At 72.2% G+C, this 15,934-nt stretch carries 16 protein-coding genes; 7 read left to right on the top strand and 9 right to left on the bottom strand.

The features are described 5' to 3' along the window. Positions 1–22: 22 nt before the first annotated feature. Complete coding sequence (locus tag ACIHFD_RS11875; protein ID WP_397366794.1) at positions 23–1,492, top strand: SLC13 family permease; 1,470 nt, start codon at positions 23–25, stop codon at positions 1,490–1,492. 78 nt (positions 1,493–1,570) lie between these two features. Here the strand turns inward: ACIHFD_RS11875 and ACIHFD_RS11870 are convergent, their stop codons facing one another. Continuing rightward, positions 1,571–2,845 (bottom strand): FAD-dependent monooxygenase, encoded by a 1,275-nt coding sequence (locus tag ACIHFD_RS11870; RefSeq protein ID WP_397366793.1) that lies wholly within the window; start codon positions 2,843–2,845, stop codon positions 1,571–1,573. Positions 2,846–3,031: 186 nt separating this feature from the next. Here ACIHFD_RS11870 and ACIHFD_RS11865 point away from each other — a divergent pair, with 186 nt between their 5' ends. Then, positions 3,032–3,574: an LGFP repeat-containing protein gene (locus tag ACIHFD_RS11865; protein ID WP_397366792.1), complete on the top strand. Its 543-nt coding sequence runs from the start codon at positions 3,032–3,034 to the stop codon at positions 3,572–3,574. Positions 3,575–3,621: 47 nt separating this feature from the next. After that, a complete protein-coding gene (locus ACIHFD_RS11860; protein ID WP_397366790.1) occupies positions 3,622–4,326 on the top strand; it encodes an ATP-binding cassette domain-containing protein in 705 nt (234 codons plus the stop codon). On the opposite strand, the gene ACIHFD_RS11855 is transcribed toward ACIHFD_RS11860, so the two are convergent. Together ACIHFD_RS11855 and ACIHFD_RS11850 are read right to left on the bottom strand one after the other, a co-directional pair. Continuing rightward, the gene (locus tag ACIHFD_RS11855; protein ID WP_397366789.1) at positions 4,284–5,450 is read right to left on the bottom strand and encodes a globin domain-containing protein; all 1,167 of its coding nucleotides are present in this window, start codon (positions 5,448–5,450) and stop codon (positions 4,284–4,286) included. The two genes, ACIHFD_RS11860 and ACIHFD_RS11855, sit on opposite strands and share 43 nt — an antisense overlap. Positions 5,451–5,494: 44 nt before the next feature. Then, positions 5,495–5,956 (bottom strand): RrF2 family transcriptional regulator, encoded by a 462-nt coding sequence (locus ACIHFD_RS11850; RefSeq protein WP_397366788.1) that lies wholly within the window; start codon positions 5,954–5,956, stop codon positions 5,495–5,497. Positions 5,957–6,024: 68 nt separating this feature from the next. On the opposite strand from ACIHFD_RS11850, the gene ACIHFD_RS11845 reads away from it, so the two are divergent. Continuing rightward, a complete protein-coding gene (locus ACIHFD_RS11845) occupies positions 6,025–7,950 on the top strand; it encodes a hypothetical protein (RefSeq protein WP_397366787.1) in 1,926 nt (641 codons plus the stop codon). A gap of 153 nt (positions 7,951–8,103) precedes the next feature. After that, positions 8,104–8,607, top strand: a complete 504-nt coding sequence (locus ACIHFD_RS11840) for an alpha/beta fold hydrolase (RefSeq protein ID WP_397366786.1) — start codon at positions 8,104–8,106, stop codon at positions 8,605–8,607. On the opposite strand, the gene ACIHFD_RS11835 is transcribed toward ACIHFD_RS11840, so the two are convergent. Further along, the gene (locus ACIHFD_RS11835) at positions 8,555–9,133 is read right to left on the bottom strand and encodes a TetR/AcrR family transcriptional regulator (protein WP_397366785.1); all 579 of its coding nucleotides are present in this window, start codon (positions 9,131–9,133) and stop codon (positions 8,555–8,557) included. The two genes, ACIHFD_RS11840 and ACIHFD_RS11835, sit on opposite strands and share 53 nt — an antisense overlap. 123 nt (positions 9,134–9,256) lie before the next feature. On the opposite strand from ACIHFD_RS11835, the gene ACIHFD_RS11830 reads away from it, so the two are divergent. After that, positions 9,257–9,835, top strand: a complete 579-nt coding sequence (locus tag ACIHFD_RS11830; RefSeq protein WP_397366784.1) for a TIGR03086 family metal-binding protein — start codon at positions 9,257–9,259, stop codon at positions 9,833–9,835. Positions 9,836–9,888: 53 nt separating this feature from the next. Here ACIHFD_RS11830 and ACIHFD_RS11825 read toward each other — a convergent pair whose 3' ends face one another. Genes ACIHFD_RS11825 through ACIHFD_RS11810 form a run of 4 tightly spaced genes read right to left on the bottom strand, consistent with a single transcriptional unit; the run spans position 9,889 to position 14,069 of the window. Then, positions 9,889–10,593: a crotonase/enoyl-CoA hydratase family protein gene (locus tag ACIHFD_RS11825; protein ID WP_364249350.1), complete on the bottom strand. Its 705-nt coding sequence runs from the start codon at positions 10,591–10,593 to the stop codon at positions 9,889–9,891. Positions 10,594–10,618: 25 nt separating this feature from the next. Beyond that, positions 10,619–11,446 carry a PIG-L family deacetylase gene (locus tag ACIHFD_RS11820; RefSeq protein WP_397366783.1) on the bottom strand — a complete coding sequence of 276 codons (828 nt, stop codon included), beginning with the start codon at positions 11,444–11,446 and terminating at the stop codon, positions 10,619–10,621. A 39-nt stretch (positions 11,447–11,485) separates the two neighbouring features. Then, complete coding sequence (locus ACIHFD_RS11815; protein ID WP_397366782.1) at positions 11,486–12,919, bottom strand: tetratricopeptide repeat protein; 1,434 nt, start codon at positions 12,917–12,919, stop codon at positions 11,486–11,488. 55 nt (positions 12,920–12,974) lie between these two features. Continuing rightward, entirely contained in the window at positions 12,975–14,069 is a 1,095-nt protein-coding gene (locus tag ACIHFD_RS11810) for a glycerophosphodiester phosphodiesterase (RefSeq protein ID WP_397366781.1), read from the bottom strand. Positions 14,070–14,191: 122 nt separating this feature from the next. Here ACIHFD_RS11810 and ACIHFD_RS11805 point away from each other — a divergent pair, with 122 nt between their 5' ends. Next, positions 14,192–14,920 carry an SDR family NAD(P)-dependent oxidoreductase gene (locus tag ACIHFD_RS11805; protein ID WP_355195771.1) on the top strand — a complete coding sequence of 243 codons (729 nt, stop codon included), beginning with the start codon at positions 14,192–14,194 and terminating at the stop codon, positions 14,918–14,920. Here ACIHFD_RS11805 and ACIHFD_RS11800 read toward each other — a convergent pair whose 3' ends face one another. Next, positions 14,921–15,931 carry a LacI family DNA-binding transcriptional regulator gene (locus ACIHFD_RS11800; RefSeq protein WP_397366780.1) on the bottom strand — a complete coding sequence of 337 codons (1,011 nt, stop codon included), beginning with the start codon at positions 15,929–15,931 and terminating at the stop codon, positions 14,921–14,923. Between the last annotated feature and the right edge of the window lie 3 nt (positions 15,932–15,934).

The raw sequence follows: 15,934 nt of genomic DNA, 5'->3' as shown, positions 1-15,934 counted from the left end.
TCGGGGGAGATCGGAGTACGCAGTGTCCGCAGAGCTCCTGTCCATTCTCGCCCTCATCGTCATGTTCGTCATCGCGACCGTCTTCCCCGTGAACCTGGGCGCGCTGGCCCTGGTCGGCGCCTTCCTCGTCGGCACGCTGGCCGCCGGGATGAGCACGGACGACATCCTGGGGGCCTTCCCCGGCAGCCTGTTCGTGATCCTGGTCGGGGTGACGCTGCTGTTCGCGATCGCCACCAACAACGGCACGGTCGACTGGCTCGTACGGGCCGCCGTGCACCTGGTACGCGGCCGGCTGGCCGCCATCCCGATCGTGGTGTTCGCCATCTCGGCGCTGCTGACGGCCGTGGGCGCGCCGGCCCCGGCGGTGGCGGCGATCCTGGCGCCCATCGCTTTCGGGTTCGCGGCCGACTACCGGATCCATCCGATGCTGATCGGGCTCATGGTGGCGCACGGCACGCAGGCGGGCGCGTTCTCGCCGATCAGCGTGCTGGGCGGGATCGTGAACGGGGTGGCCAGGGACGCGAAGCTGCCCGTCGACGACCTGGTGCTGTTCCTGTCGAGCTTCGCGTTCAACGCGGGCGCGGCGGCGGTCGTGTTCTTCATCTTCGGCGGCCGTCACCTCGTCAACCGCGGCGCCGTCTCCCCCGATGCGCCCGCCCCTTCGCCCACCGCCTCTACGTCCGCCACCTCCTCGCCCGCCGCCTCTTCGGCCGCCGCCTCTTCGGGTGGGGCCGCTACCGGCCCGTCGTCCGGCGCGTCCGCCGCCGGTTCGTCGTCCGGCGGGTCCGCCCCCGGAGCCGCGGCCACGTCCGTCTCCGTGGAGACCGCCGACGATGCCGCGGCTCCGGAACCGGTCCCCGACGCCTCTGACGCGGGGTCCGGTGGCCTGCGCCTCACCCCGCACCAGGCGCTGACCCTGACCGGCATCGTCGCCCTCTGCCTGGCGGTGCTGGTGTTCAAGCTGGACGTCGGCCTGACCGCCGTCACCGTCGCCGTCGTCCTGTCCCTCACCTCCCCCAGGACGAACAAGGGCGCCGTCGAGCGGGTGGCCTGGCCGACCGTGCTGCTGATCTGCGGCGTCGTCACGTACGTGGGCGTGCTCCAGGAGATCGGCACCGTCGACTACGTGGGCTCGGCGGTGGCGGCGATCGGCATCCCGCTGCTGGTCGCGCTGCTCATCTGCTACGTCGGAGGCGTGGTGTCGGCGTTCGCCTCGACGGTGGGCATCCTGGGCGCGCTGGTCCCGCTGGCCGTGCCGCTGCTCAACCAGGGCACGCTGGGCCCGGTCGCGATGATCGCGGCGCTGTCGGTGTCGTCGGCCATCGTGGACGTCAGCCCGTTCTCGACGACGGGGGCGCTGCTGGTGGCCAACGTCAGGGGCATGGAGCGGGACGCCTTCTACCGCAAGCTCCTGGCGTACGGCGCGGCGATCGTCGTGGTGGGCCCCCTGGCGGCCTGGGCCGTCCTGGTGGCGCCGGGCTGGCTCGGCTGACGCCGTCGGGACAAGCCCCGCAACCCGGGGAGCGCGGGCCTCTTCGGGTTGCGGGCCACTCACTCCTGTCGGTAGCGCTCACTCCTGTCGGTAGCGCTCGATCCAGGCGGCGTTCAGCTCGTCGGCCGGGTGAGGGCCGCTCCAGCGGGCCGCCTCGGCCGCCGCGCGGGCGGGCAGGTCGGGGTGCCCGCTACTCGCCCAGGCGACGTACCCGTCCGGGCGGACCAGGATCACCGCCGGCCGGCCCGGCCGCGCGGGGCCCGCGTACCGCGTGACCTGGACCTCGGGCGCCGCGCTCGCGACCGCCTCGGCGACGGCGCCGGACGCGGTCATGTCCACCAGCCGGAAACAGCCGTCGCGAAGCAGCTCGTACAGCCTGCCGCCCTCGCACGCGAGGTCCGGCATCCGCCGCCCGGTCCACGGGTGGGCGCCCCGGGTCGCGGCGGGATAGGCGATGCCGAGGCCGGTCAGCCGCCCGGCCAGGATGCGGCGGGTCGGCCCGAAGCGAGAGTGCACGTGGGCGGCGTCGCCCGCGAGGAACACCCGGCCGACGCGGTAGTGCCGGGCCTGCCTGCGCTCGCTCCTGAAGCGGGAGCTCCACCGCTGCTCGCTCATCCCGAAGTCGGTGCCGGCGATGCGATGGAAGGCGTCGCGCATCTCCTCCATCGGCAGCGGCACGGTCAGCGCGATCTGCTCGCGCAACCGGTCCCAGGCGATGGCCCGGAACCAGCCGTCGCCGAACGGGACCATGATCACCACGCCCGCGTCGTTCCCCGTGGCGAACAGGGCCTGCCCGGGCGGGGCGGTGAGCCGTACGTCGGCGAGCAGGATGTGGGTCTCGTACTGCCGACCGGCGAAGTCGACCCCGATCAGGCGGCGTACGGCGCTGTGGGCGCCGTCGCAGCCGACGACGTACGCCGCCGACTCCGTGCGGCCGTCGGCGAGGTCCAGCTCCACCCGCCGGGCGTCCTGCCGGATCCCGGTCACCTCGGCCCCGCGCACGATCTCGACGCCGAGCTCGCGGGCGCGGGCCTCCAGCACGTGCTCGGTGCCGCTCTGCGGCACGATGAGGATCATCGGGAACCTGGTCTCCAGCGAGCGCAGGTCGAGCGTGGCGCCGGGCGCGGGCTGGACCTCGTGCACCCGCAACCCGCGCGCCAGGAGGTCGCCGGCGAGGTCGCGGGCGTCGAGGAGTTCGAGGGTGCGCGCGTGGACGGCGAACGCCCTGGTGATGTTGGGCTGTTCGGTACGCCGTTCGAGGAGGCGGCAGCGGACTCCGGCGAGGGCCAGCTCGCAGGCCAGCATGAGCCCGGTCGGCCCGGCGCCGACCACGATGACGTCGGTCTCGTTCATGGGGTTCTCCCATCGGATTCGATGCCCTCACGATGCCGCCGCGGGCGGTCCGGTCGAATCGGTGAAGTACACAGTCGTACCCACCGGTGCGAGCTCCCCTCGGCAAATGAGTAGGCCCTACTCATGCCGTCTTGCCCGGTCCTGCCTACTTTCGAGGCAGAGATCGTTCCCGAAGGGCAGGAAGACATGAACAAGACACTTCGCATCGCGGCGACCGCTGTGATGGTCGTGGCCGGGTCGGCCTTCGTGGCCCAGCCGGCCTCCGCGCGCTCGTGCCAGATCCAGCCGTACGGGCTGATCGGCGACTACTGGAGCTCGCTCGGCGGGGAGAACGCCATCATCGGCTGCCCCACCGACGAGGAGCGAGGCGTGCCGAACCGCAACGGTCGCAGGCAGAACTTCGACGACGGCCAGATCGCCTGGTCTCCGGACCAGGGCCCGAAAATGATCGTCGCGGCCTACTCCGCCAGGATCAACGGCAGGAACGGGCTGGTCTTCCGCTGGGGGCCGAGCACGCCCTTCAACTACGACTACTACCGGGTAACGCTCAGCGGCGGGCTGAAGGGCGAGCTGAAACTGAAGGACCAGCCGCGTACGCGCGGCCGTCTCGTGGTCTACCCCGGTGCGGGGAAGCGGGTCAGTTTCAGCCTCATGGGCTGCGACAACAAGTTGCCCTCCGACACCTGCCGCCAGGGGTGGACCATCTGGGTCTCGGCCACCTCCAGCTAGGGGCCGTGAAAACAAGTTGCAGCGTGTGCGCCCCGAAGAAAGTATTCGTGCATGATCCGGGTCGAGGGATTAACCAAGGTATTCCGCTGGCCACGCACCTTCCCGCCGCGCGCTTCGAGACGTCGCTGAAGAAGGTGCGCGACCTGCTCGGGCTCGACGAGTTCCTCGACACCCCGGTGCGCCAGCTCAGCCTGGGCCAGCGGATGCGGGGCGACCTGGCCGCGGCCGTGCTGTACGAACCTCCGCTGCTCTATCTCGACGAGCCGACCGTCGGGCTGGACGTGGTGGCCAAGGAGGCCGTACGCGAGTTCATCGTGGAGACCAACCGCGCCGGCCGCACCACCGTCATCCTGACCACGCACGATCTGGCCGACGTCGAGGCGTTGTGCAAGCGGATCATCCTCATCGACCACGGCCGGGTGCTGTTCGACGGTGCCATCGACGCGCTGGTGAACCAGCCCCGGCGGCTGGTGGTGCTGCTCGAGTCCGGGCCGGAGGAGGTGCGTGGCGTGCCGCGGGACGCCGAGGGGCGCTACGTCTTCGAGATCCACGACGACCTGCCGGGCATGATCGCCTCGATCTCCGCCGAACACACCATCCGCGACCTGTCGATCGAGGAACCCGACCTGGAGAGCGTGATCAAAGGGATCTACACCAGCTCGACCACTACCAGAGCGTCGGCCATTGAGCTCCGCCCCGAGAGCCGCTTTCAGGCCGCGCCGAGCCACAGGTCCGGGCCGAACACCTCGTAGTGGATGTCGCGCGGGGCGACCCCGGCCGTGATGAGCTCGCCGCGTGCCGTCCGCATGAACGGCACAGGCCCGCACATGTAGACGACCGCGCCCGCCGGGATGTCCACCTCGTCCAGGGACATCCTCCCGGTACGGGGGTGGCCTTCCTCGTACCAGAAGATCCGCTCCCCGCCGGGCAGGGCGTCGGCCAGGCGTTCCATGTCCGAGCGCAGGGCGTGGGCGGCCGGGGAGCGGTCGGCGTGCAGCACCAGGACCCGGCGGGTGTCGCCGGTGAGCGCCAGGTGCTCCAGCATCGCGGTGATCGGGGTGCAGCCGATGCCCGCCGAGACGAGCACGAGCGGTGCTTCGCCGCCGTCGAGCGCCACGTCGCCGAACGGCGCGGACAGGGTCAGTTCGTCCCCCTCCTTGGCGGTGGCGTGCAGGAGGCTGGACACCTCGCCGTCGCCGACCCGCTTGACCGTGATGCGGCGCAGGCCGTCCGCGCCGTTCCCCGAGAGCGTGTACTGGCGGAGCTGGCGGACGCCGTCGGGCATCCGTACCCGTACGCTGACGTACTGGCCGGGCCGGGCGGGCGGGGCCGGCGCGTCGCCGACCGGCCGCAGCACCAGCGACATGGCGTCCGCGGTCTCCTCGCGCCGCTCGACCACCTGCCACTGCCGCCAGGTGTCGCCGTGCCGGGCACCCGCGTCGGCGTACAGGCGGGCCTCGATGGCGATGAGCGCGCCGGCCATCAGCCAGTACACCTCGTCCCAGGCCGCCGCGACCGCGGGCGTGACGGCGTCGCCGAGCACCTCGGCGATCGCGCCGAACAGGTACTTCTGGACGATCACGTACTGGTCGTCGGTCACCCCCACCGCCGCGTGCTTGTGCGCGATGCGCGCCAGCAGCGCGTCGGGGCGCTCGTCCGGGTTCGCGACCAGCGCGGCCGCGAACGCCGCGAAGGCGCCCGCCAGGGCCTGCCGCTGCTCGCCGTTGCGCTGGTTGCCGCGGTTGAACAGCCCGTCGAGCAGTTCGGGGCGGTCGGCGAACATGGACTCGTAGAACCTGGCCGTGATCGTCTCGAGCCGCGCCTTCACGACGGGCAGGGTTTCGCCGACGATCGCCGCGCTCTCAGCGGACAGCATGAGACCTCCCAGAAAGGACCATAAATTGGTATCTGGGATTCATATTATGCAATGGCGGGGTCGGTCCCCTTTCCGGGGGGCGCCAACGACAGCAAAAGCGGCCCGGTCGGCGCGTCCACCAGGGACGCGACCGTGATCGTGTCGAGCGAGGCGTAGAAGGCCTCCTGGGCCTGGCGCAGCGCGGACCGCAGCCGGCAGGCCGCCCGCAACGGGCACGGCGGGTCGTCCTCGCACCCCACCACGTCACCCGCGGCTTCGAGGGCGCGGACCAGGCCCCCGACCGTCGCCTCGCGCCCGGCCGCGGTGAGCTGCAACCCGCCGCCCCGGCCGCGCCTGGCCTCCACCACACCCAGCTCGCTCAGCCTCGCGACGGCCTTGGCGGCGTGGGTGTAGGGGACGGCGAGCAGGTCGGCGGCGGCCCGCGTGGTCAGCAGGTCGTCCGGATCCGCCACGGCCAGCCGCATCACGATGCGCAGGGAGATGTCGGTGAAGGCGGTCAGGCGCATGCACCCACCGTAGGCGCTGTCCCGCAGTGGTACGGCAGCCTGCTCGGCTTCGTCTATCCTCGCCAGCTATGGATCTTCGAGGCAGAACCGTCGTGGTGGCGGGCAGCTTCCGTACCGAGTCCGTCGCGAAGCTGAAGGCGCGGCTCGAGGCGGCCGGGGCGAGCGTCGTGGACGAGGTGTCGCGTTCGGTGGACGTCGTGTTCGACGGGTACGACGGCGGTTACCCGAACGAGCGCGTCCGCGCGGCGGAGCGGCTGGGCGTGCCGGTGTTGCCGGTGACGGAACTGCTGGCGCCGGCCCCGCGTACGGGGTCCGGGGAGTTCCCCGATCTGGAAGCGGCGCGGGACGATCCCGCGGCCCTGCTCGAACTGCTGGAGGACGCCGACTGGTCGGCGTTCGAGCCGGAGCGGGACCTGCTCCCGCTGCGTGACCTGCTGGCCGGGGTGGAAGAGCGGCACGGCGTCACCGGCGCGCACCTGCTGGCCACCGAGCGCCTGCGCGAGCGGGGGGCGCGGCTGCGGCACCCGTACACCATGTTCGGGGGCGGCTTTCAGGACTACGCGCTCAGCCCGTGCGGCCGCTACCTCGCCACGGGCCGGGGCCTCACGAAGGACAACTACGACGGCACCGGTCCCCTGCAGGTGTGGGAGATGGCCACGGGGCGCCTCGTCAACACGATCGACATCATGTACGGCGTCGGCTGGCCCGGCCGCCGCGACACCGTGCAGTGGTCGGCGGACGGCACCCGGGTCGCGCTGGCGTTCTGCACGAACAACGTCGGAGTGTGGGACCCGTTCGGCGCGCGTACCAGTCCGTACGGGAGCGCGGACGTCACGGACGGGTACGACGCCGCGGCGATCTTCACCCTGGCCCCCGACGGCCGCCGGGCCTACGTCTCGATGAGCAGCGAGCACGAGATGATGGGCTGCGTCGCGGCGCTGGACGAGGGCAAGGTCTTCTACAACGACTACCGCCACCACAACACGGGCCCCGAGCCGGCCATGCTGACCGAACCGCTGCCGGAGGAGGCGAAGGAGCGCCTCAAGGACGACTACTTCTCCTTCCGCCGGGTGCGCTGGTCCCGCGACGGCGGGCGGCTGCTCGGGGACAACGACACGTGGGCCGCCGTGGTCGATCTCCCGGGCGGGCGGATGCGCTGGCTGGCGCTGACCGCCGGCCCGGTCGCGTGGAGCCCGGACGACCGGTACGCCGCCGCGCTGACGCCGGGCCGCCCGCGCCGGCTGACCGTCTTCGACGCCGACACCGGGCGGCCGGTGGGCGACCCCGTGGCCCAGGCCGAGGGGTCGCTGCACTGGGGCATGCGCGGGGCCGAGGCCCGGCTGGCGGTCGTGGTGGAGGACGGCGGCGGTGTCGACGTTCACGACGCGCACGGCCGCCACCAGTACCACCTGCCCATCGCCACCACGAGGCGCGTCGGCCGGTACTTCTACGACGGCCAGGAGCGCCCCTGGGCCTGGGAGAGCGCCGGGGACTTCGGCGCGTGCCTGACCGCGGACGGGCGGGCGGAGGTGTGGTCGCTGGGCGACGAACCGGCCCGGGTCGGGTCGATCGAGGCGCCGGACGGGACAGAGGCGGTGCTGTGGGGCGCGGACGGGGTGCTCGCGCTGATCGGCGCGCAGACGCTCCGCTTCGTCGGCGCCTTCACCGGTGCCGTGCTGGGCGACTTCGCGTTCGGCCGTTACTTCGACAGTGAACGGAGTCCGCTCGACGACGATTACGCGACCTTGCACGGGATGTTCCGGTCGGACGCCTTTCCCCTGGCGGACTCCTCGTGGTGCGCCATCGCCGACCCCGCCGTCGGCCCTGCCGCGGCCCTGGTGATCGCCGACGAGGACCGCCTGAACTCCCCGGGCGGCCTCGACGCCGTCCTGGCCTGGACCGTCGACCGCCGCTTCTCCTGGCCTGTCCGCTGGGGCCGGCTCGACGTCGTCGCGAGCGTCGAGGCGGCGTCCGCGCTCCTTCGCCGGACCTGAAGAACGGCAGGCAGGCCCTGCTGAGCCGGGCCGCGCCCGCCGCTACGTGCCCTGGTGCGGTTCGCGCGCGGACGCCTGTCTGGCGGGGCCCGCCGATGCCGGACCGGTGAAGTCGCGGATGCGAGCCGGCGGCGTCCCGGGCAGGATTGCCCGATGCGGCATGACGAGATGGTGTGCACGGTGTCCGGTTCGCTCGTCCGGGCCTACAGAGCGGGCGACGGCCCCGAACTGGTGCTCCTTCACGGCGGCGGGCTGGACAGCGCCCGCCTCACCTGGGAGCCGGTCTGGACGGCGCTCGCCGCGCACGCCCGGGTGACCGCACCCGACCTGCCCGGTTTCGGCGGCACCCCGCTGGGGACGACCGAGCCCACCTTGATCGGGTACGCGGCCTGGCTCCGGGAGTTCCTCGACACGTGCACCACCGGCCCGGTCGCCATCGCCGGGCTGTCCCTCGGCGGGGGGATCGCCCTGCGGGTGGCGCTCGACCAGCCGGACCGGGTCGCCAAGCTGGCGCTCTGCGCGCCGTACGGGGTGAGCCCGTCCGTGGCCGGCGGCCGGGCCGGCTACCTCGCCGTGCACGCCCCGCACGCACCTGTAGGAATCATCACTTGTGGGACAGGAGGCGGTCGACCAGCGTGCCGGCGTAGCCGGGGGTGAGCGGGCCCGCTCCGAACAGGATCCGGATGTACATCGGGGCCAGGATGTGGTCGAGGACGTCCAGGACGTCCGGCGGGTCTTCGCCCCGGTCCCGGGCCCGGTCGAGCATGACCTGGAGTTGGCGGGAGCGTTCGGCGAGGAACGCGTCGCGCGCCCGCAGGCCGTCCTGTCCCGCCGTGGACAGGGCGATGACCAGGCGCAGCACCGCCGGCCCGTCGGGGCCGGTGACGTCGCGGGCCACGTTGGCGGCGTAGGCGCGCAGGTCGCCCGCCAGGCTGCCGGTGTCGGGGATCGGCGACTGCGTGGTCAGCCAGGTGATCGCCACATCCATGAGCAGGGCCTCGAGGTTGCCCCAACGGCGGTAGACGCTGGTGTCGGCCACGCCGGCGCGGGCCGCGACCTCGCCGACCGTGAAGTTCCCGTAGCCGCGTTCGGCGATGAGGTCGGTGACGGCCTGGTGCACCGCTGCCCGGACGCGGGCGCTGCGACCACCGGGCCGGCGGGCCGCCTGTCGCTCTTCCTCCATGCCGCCACCTTAACGCAGTTAAGACTTGCGTTTGCGGCTTCTGCGGCTCTAGATTGCGCTTTAACGCAGTCGCAGCCTGCTTTAGAGCGAGACGGTACGCCCCCACATCCCTTGGAGAACGACATGAGCAGCGTCATCGACCAGATCGACCGGGCCATCGACATGACGGCCGCCATCGTCAAGGGAATCGGGCCCGACCGGCTCGGAGCCGGCACGCCGTGCCCGGAGTGGGACGTACGCACCGAGCTCAACCACCTGGTGGGCGGCATGCGGATCTTCGCCGCCGAGCTCACCGGGACCGAGGCGGGGGCCGATCACGAGTCCGACTGGCTGGGCACCGATCCGCAGGGGGCCTTCGCCGTCGCGGCCGACCTCGACCGCGCGGCCTGGCACCGGCCCGGGGCCCTGGAGACGAGCGTGCGTCTGGGGTTCGGCACCGTACCCGGGCCGATGGCGGCGCTCATCCACCTCACCGAGGTGCTCGTGCACGGCGCCGACCTGGCACTCGCCACCCGCCAGGAGCACCTCGTCGACCAGCGCTCCTGCGAGGAACTGCTGGCGGTCATGCGCGGCATGGACTTCGACGCCTTCCGCCGGCCGGGCATGTTCGGCCCCGCACTGCCCGCCCCGGCCGACGCCAGCGCTCACCAGCGGCTCCTCGCCTTCCTCGGCCGCGCCGTCACTTCCGAGGCCGCGCGCTGATCACCCCACTGGGCCACCCGGCAGGCAAAGGCCCCGCAAACAAGAGCGTCCCGTTACGCCGGCGGCCAGCTCGCCCCCGGGCCCAGCTCCTCCGCGATCCCGGCCCGCATCGCCTCCAGCGTCCGCCGCCGCGCCCGCGCCTTCGTAGCCGCATGCGCCCTCATGTTCAGGCCGGTCAGCGCCTCGGCCGTCTCGCGGGCCACGTCGGACACCCGGGCCGGCTCCACCACCCGGTCCAGGAACCCGGCCGCCACGCCGTCGTCGGGCGAGAACGTCTCGGCCAGCAGCACCGCCCGCGTGAAGCACGCGGGCGTGAGCCGCTGCCGGAGGATCTCGACCGCCGCGTACGGCATCGTGATGCCCAGCGCCACCTCGTTGGCCACCAGCCGGTACGGCCCGGCCGCGCCCACCCGGTAGTCGGCCGACAGCAGCAGGAACGCGCCCATCGCCACCGCGTGCCCCGTGCAGGCGGCCACCACCGGCGTCGGGAACGACAGCAGCCGCTCCGCCAGCTCGAACCCACCCCGCACCATCGCCAGGGCCCCGTCGCCGCCCGCCGCGAGCGCCTTCAGGTCGAACCCGGCCGAGAAGACCCCCTCCCGGCCCTCCAGCAGCACGACCGCCGAGTCGGCGGCCGCCCGGTCGAGGGCGGCGCCGAGCTCGGTCAGCATCTGGACCGAGACCGCGTTCACTTTGCCGTCGTCCATGGTGATGGTGGCGACGGAGTCCTTGAGCTGATAACTGACGAGGGTGCCCATAGGGCTCAGAATAATGTTCTGGAGGCTAGTCGTCACGCAGTCCTGCGAACAGGTCCTCCTCATGATCGGGCGCGTCCACCTTGCACAGCTTCCGCTCGAACGCCTCGCGCGAGAACGCCTGCTGCTGCACCTCCTCGGGCATGCGGAGCAGGAAGATGTTCTCGCCCTGGCTCTCGTGCGCCCTGAGCGCCTTGAGCTTGCGCTCGACGAACGGCGCGATGTCGACGACGCTGGTGACCCGCTCGTCGGGGGTGCCGAAGTCGTCGGACGGCTGGAAGTCGCCGAGATCGACCCCGCTGGCCCGCATCATCTCGAACATCTGCTTGATGCCGGACCGAGGCATGGCCGTGTAATAGAACTTGTCGGGAATGCCGGTCTGCTCAACGGCCGCCACCGTGACGCGGTGGGCCTGGACGTGGTCGGGATGGCCGTAGCCGCCACCGCCGGTCTCGTCATAGGTCACCACCACCTGGGGCCGGTAGTGCTCCATCAACGCGGCCAGCTTGGCGGCGGCCGTCTCGACCGGCACGTTGGCGAACGCGTCGGGGTGGGCGTTGGCGTCCCAGCCCTCCATGCCGGAGTCACGGTAGCCGAGCAGCTCCAGGTGGTCGATGCCCAGGTGGGACACCGACTCGCGCAGCTCAGCAAGCCGCTGCTCGGCCACCGCCGCGTCGTCGTGGCCGTCCTCGCCCGGCTTCACGCCGCCCTGGCCGTCACCCTGCTCACCGTTGGTGCAGGTGACCAGGACCGTGCGGATGCCCTCGTCGGAGTAGCGTGCCAAGATGCCGCCGGTGCTGAGGCACTCGTCGTCGGGGTGTGCGTGTACGACCATCAGGGTGAGTTGCCGTTCCATGGCCGGAAACACTACCCGCCGGCTCCGACAGTTCCGCAGCTAGGACCGGCCGCCGTCCGAGGCCGGATCGCCGACACGCAGGCCGCCGTTGCGGGACAGCTCGCCGGCGCGCAGGCGGGCGGCCGCGGCGGCGCCCCGTTCGCCCAGCTCATCGGCGAGGGCGGCCTGCTTGAGCCAGTTGTACGGGCTGCACGGCCGGACGTTGACGCGCTCGCTCACCAGCACCCGCGCGACATCCCGCCGCCCCGCCCGCAGGGCCGCCTCCAGCAGGGTCTTCTGTACGGCGTCCCGCTGCGCGTGGCTGCCGCCGAACTCGTTCACCCGGTGCCTGATCGGATAGAGCAGGTCCACGACCGCGTCGTAGTCGCCCCGCCCGAAGGCCACCAGCGAGCGGCACACCGGCAGGCCCACCCGGAGCGTCATGTCCCGGTTGGTGACGCCCGGACGCGGCTCCAGCACGTACGCCTCGCGCGTCGCGATCAGCTTCTCCGCCTCCCCGACCCGCCCGGCGCCCACGTACGACATGACCGCGTGCATGTCGTTGAAGGCGTAGAACGGCTCGGCCACCCTGACCGGCCACGCGTCGGCCAGAGCGCGCCAGCGCTCGTGCTGCTCGGAGCCCTCCAGGTGAAGCCGCCAGAGCAGGGCGGCGGCGTCCAGCAGCTCCATGCAGGTCTCCCCGCCCGCGAGCACCGAGTCGTAGATCGCCAGCGCCCGCGCCTCGTCACCGGACTCCAGCGCGAAAAGGCAGTAGTGCCACCAGTTGTGGATGTTGAAGAACGTTCCGGTGGACCAGTCCGGGACCCGCGCATCGAAGTAACGCAGCCCCTCCCCGAACCGCCCCTGCATCTCGTACGTGTGCACGACCGCGTGAATGCCCCACACGTCGCGCGCGTTCAGCTCGACCGCCCGCAGCCCGGCCTCCTCCGACCGGTCGTAGTGCCCCGCCTCCTCCAGGCCGAAGGCGTACATCCCCAGCACGTGGCCGAAGTGCGGGTCGTCCTCCCACCAGGCGTTCAAGGCCCCGCCGATCCGGTCGCGCAGCGAGCGCGCGTCGCCGGTGAAGAAGTCGACCTGGTGCCCGGCCGCCAGCGCCAGGGCGTCGCGCGGGTGCTCCACGGTGATCTCGCCGAGCAGCCGCCCGCACGTCAGCCAGTCGCCGTCGAGCAGCGCCTGCACGGCCGCCACGTGGGCGCGCTCGCGGGGCAGCAGCGACGACTCGTCGATCCTGTCCCGGAACGCCCCGAACCGCGCCCGCGCCTTCCGCGCGTCATCGACCTCGGTGGTGAGCAGCCCGAGGTACGCGCTCAGGACGTTGCCCATCGGGAAGCCGGGCGACTCGGCTAGCGCCGCCTTGGTCTCGGTGGCGACCTCCACCCGCAGGTGCAGCAGTTCGTCGATCGCGCGGTCGTAGTGCCGCGCCGCGGCGGCGCCGGCCCCGGTCATCGCCAGGCCGTGCTGGTCGTTCCTCACCGGACCAATGTACCCACTGATTCGGTGGGGAATAGGGCCGACGCCCCACGAGTCCCTACGCCTGCCGTCCGCTCACCACGGCCCTGCCCATGGCGGGGTCGTCGCAGAAGGCGCCGTCGATGCCCAGGTCGATCAGCTTCGACAGCCACCCCATCACGTTCCCGGTGGCCCGGGGGTAGACGGGGCTGGCCGGGTTGCCGAGCCGGTAGTCGGCGGGCAGCTGCGAGTTCTCGTTCCGTACCGTCCAGACGTGCACGTCCAGCCGGCGCCGGTGCGCGTCGGCGACCAGCGTGGTCGGTTCGAGGGTCTTGCCCGAGGCGTCCTGGGGCACCACGCGCCGGGTGTCCACCCCGATCCCGTTCGCGTACGAGGCCACCTCGCGCAGCCCGTCCGGCTTGACCATGTCGTCGTACGTGCGGGTGCTCCCGGAGGCGACCCAGTCGTACGGCGCGCCCCCGAACGTGATCAGCTGGATCAGCGGCAGGCGGGTCTTGCCGCGCAGCTCGCGCAGGTTCGCGGTCTCGAAGGACTGGATGTACGCCTTGCGCACGCGATACCGGTTGAGCACGTCCAGCAGCGGCTCCTCCAGCGACAGGCCGATGGAGTCGAAGTACGTCGGGTGCTTGGTCTCGGGGTAGACGCCGACGCCGTGCTCCTGCGCCAGCTTCACGACCTCCTCGAACGTGGGGATCTCCGGCAGCCCGTCGAACGCAGTGTTGTCCGGCCGCAGGTCGGGGACGCGCTCCTTGGCGCGCAGCGTCTTCAGCTCGGCCAGCGTGAAGTCCTCGGTGAACCAGCCGGTGATCGGCCGGCCGTCCACGGTCTTGGTGGTGCGCCGGTCGGCGAACTCCGGGTGCGCGGACACGTCGGTCGTCCCGGAGATCTCGTTCTCGTGCCTGGCGACCAGCACGTGATCCTTGGTCGAGACGAGGTCGGGCTCGATGTAGTCGGCGCCCATGGCGATGGCGGTCTCGTACGACAGGAGCGTGTGCTCGGGCCGGTGGGCGCTCGCGCCCCGGTGGCCGATCACGATGGGTGCCTGGCCGCGGCGCTCGGCCGTGGCGGGAGTCGTCTGGGTCAGCACGACCGCGACGGTACCGCCGGCGACGACTCCGGCCAGCACACTCGCGAGTAACCTGCGCATTCTCATGCGCGCACCGTAGACCGCCCAGGTGGACCGCGAGTTACGCATGAGCACACAGTGGAAGACGTACGGAAACGCCCCATTCCAACGTGCCGTCAACGCCTCAGTCACGGGGAAGATTGGGTGACATGACCCAACTCACTGGCCGCGTGGCACTGCTGACCGGCGCGTCGGGCGGCATCGGGCAGGCGATCGGGCGCCGTCTCATCGCCGCGGGAGTCAGGACCGCCTTCACGTACGGCACCCGCTCCGAGCACGCCGACGACCTGGTGGCGCGGGCGCGGGCCGCCGGCGTGGACGCGATCGCGCTCCCGGGCGACCTGGCCGACCCGCAGGTCCCGGTCGCCCTGCTGCGTGCCACGGCCGACGCGCTCGGCCCCGTCGACCTGCTGATCTCCAACGCGGGTTATGCCATCCAGCAGGAGTACACGGCGGTGGACGCGGTGACGTGGGACCGCACGATGGCGGTCAACCTGCGCGCGCCGTTCCTGCTGGCGCAGCAGTCGCTGCCGGGGATGGCGGCGCGGGGGTTCGGGCGGGTGCTGTTCATGTCGTCGATCGCGGCCTTCACCGGCGGCATCGTCGGCCCGCACTACGCCGCGTCCAAGGCGGCCCTGCACGGCATGCTCCACTTCCTGGCCGCCCGCGTGGCCTCGCACGGCGTGACGGTCAACGCCCTGGCGCCCGCCCTGATCGAGGACACCGCGATGCTCCCGGCCACGGCGAGCCCGAGCCACCTCCCGGTCGGCCGCTTCGGGCGGCCGGAGGAGGTCGCCGACCTGGCCCTGGCCGTCCTCCGCAACGGCTATCTGACCAGCCAGGTCCTCAGCCTGGACGGCGGCGCCTACCCCCGCTAGCTACCTGGGGGCGGGCAGCTCGCCCGAGCCCCGGACGACCAGCCGGGTGGGCACCAGCGTCCTGCGGGCCTTGGAGCGGTCGCCGTCCAGCCGCGCCAGCACCTGCTCGGCCGCCGCGGCCCCCATCCGCGCCGGGTCCTGGGCCACGACCGTCAGCGGCGGGTCCAGGCACTCGGCCAGGGGCAGGTCGTCGAAGCCCACCAGCGCCACGTCCCTGCGGCGGGCCCGTGACAGCGCCACCACCGCGCCCGTGGAGGCCAGGTTGTTGCCCGCGAACAGGGCGGTCGGCGGATCATCGAGGGCTAACAGCCGCATCGTGGCCCGGGCCGCGGCCTCCTGGTCGTGACCCGTCTCCACCAGGCCCCGGTCGAACGGCAGCCCCGCGCCTTCGAGCGCGTCGCGATAACCCTGGAAGCGCTCGCGGCGCGTGTAGAGGGCGGCGGGCACGTCGCCGACGAAGCCGATCCTGCGGTGGCCGTGGGCGATCAGGTGGGCGACGCCGGCCCTGGCGCCCTCCCGGTTGGCGCTGACCACGCTGTCGGCGGTCAGGCCGACGGCCGGCCGGTCGAGGAAGACGATGGGCAGGCCGGCCACGCGTTCGTTGCGCAGGTGGCGGTGGTCGCTGGTGGCCGAGGGGACCACCATGAGCGCGCTCACCCTGCGGGCCAGGAACGTCGCGATCAGCGACTGCTCCAGGTCGGCGGTCTCGCTGGAGTTGCCGACGATGAGGGTGAGGCCGCGGGCGCGGACGGCGCTCTCGATGCCGCCCGCGACCGTGCCGAAGAACGGGTTGCCCATCTCGGGGATGACCAGGCCGATCGCGGCGTCGCGCGCGCCGACCCGCATGTTGCGGGCCATCAGGTTGGGCTGGTAGCCCAGCTTCCTGACGGCCTCCATGACGCGCTCGCGGGTCTCGACGGCGACCGGGCCGTCGTCGTTGAGCACCCGCGAGACCGTCTTCGCCGTGACGCCGACCTCACGCGCCACATCTGTCATCGTCGGACGCCGCATTGC

It is taken from the genome of Nonomuraea sp. NPDC051941 (assembly GCF_044593615.1).
This window is presented reverse-complemented; position numbering and strand designations above follow the sequence as displayed.

What these genes read in the sequence shown, in the direction of transcription:
- ACIHFD_RS11800 (WP_397366780.1), bottom strand. Translation starts at nt 15,931, where the DNA reads ATGCGGCGTCCGACGATGACAGATGTGGCGCGTGAGGTCGGCGTCACG.
- ACIHFD_RS11810 (WP_397366781.1), bottom strand. Translation starts at nt 14,069, where the DNA reads ATGAGAATGCGCAGGTTACTCGCGAGTGTGCTGGCCGGAGTCGTCGCC.
- ACIHFD_RS11820 (WP_397366783.1), bottom strand. Translation starts at nt 11,446, where the DNA reads ATGGAACGGCAACTCACCCTGATGGTCGTACACGCACACCCCGACGAC.
- ACIHFD_RS11855 (WP_397366789.1), bottom strand. Translation starts at nt 5,450, where the DNA reads ATGCTGTCCGCTGAGAGCGCGGCGATCGTCGGCGAAACCCTGCCCGTC.
- ACIHFD_RS11835 (WP_397366785.1), bottom strand. Translation starts at nt 9,133, where the DNA reads ATGGAGGAAGAGCGACAGGCGGCCCGCCGGCCCGGTGGTCGCAGCGCC.
- ACIHFD_RS11865 (WP_397366792.1), top strand. Translation starts at nt 3,032, where the DNA reads ATGAACAAGACACTTCGCATCGCGGCGACCGCTGTGATGGTCGTGGCC.
- ACIHFD_RS11825 (WP_364249350.1), bottom strand. Translation starts at nt 10,593, where the DNA reads ATGGGCACCCTCGTCAGTTATCAGCTCAAGGACTCCGTCGCCACCATC.
- ACIHFD_RS11830 (WP_397366784.1), top strand. Translation starts at nt 9,257, where the DNA reads ATGAGCAGCGTCATCGACCAGATCGACCGGGCCATCGACATGACGGCC.
- ACIHFD_RS11840 (WP_397366786.1), top strand. Translation starts at nt 8,104, where the DNA reads ATGCGGCATGACGAGATGGTGTGCACGGTGTCCGGTTCGCTCGTCCGG.
- ACIHFD_RS11805 (WP_355195771.1), top strand. Translation starts at nt 14,192, where the DNA reads ATGACCCAACTCACTGGCCGCGTGGCACTGCTGACCGGCGCGTCGGGC.
- ACIHFD_RS11845 (WP_397366787.1), top strand. Translation starts at nt 6,025, where the DNA reads ATGGATCTTCGAGGCAGAACCGTCGTGGTGGCGGGCAGCTTCCGTACC.
- ACIHFD_RS11850 (WP_397366788.1), bottom strand. Translation starts at nt 5,956, where the DNA reads ATGCGCCTGACCGCCTTCACCGACATCTCCCTGCGCATCGTGATGCGG.
- ACIHFD_RS11870 (WP_397366793.1), bottom strand. Translation starts at nt 2,845, where the DNA reads ATGAACGAGACCGACGTCATCGTGGTCGGCGCCGGGCCGACCGGGCTC.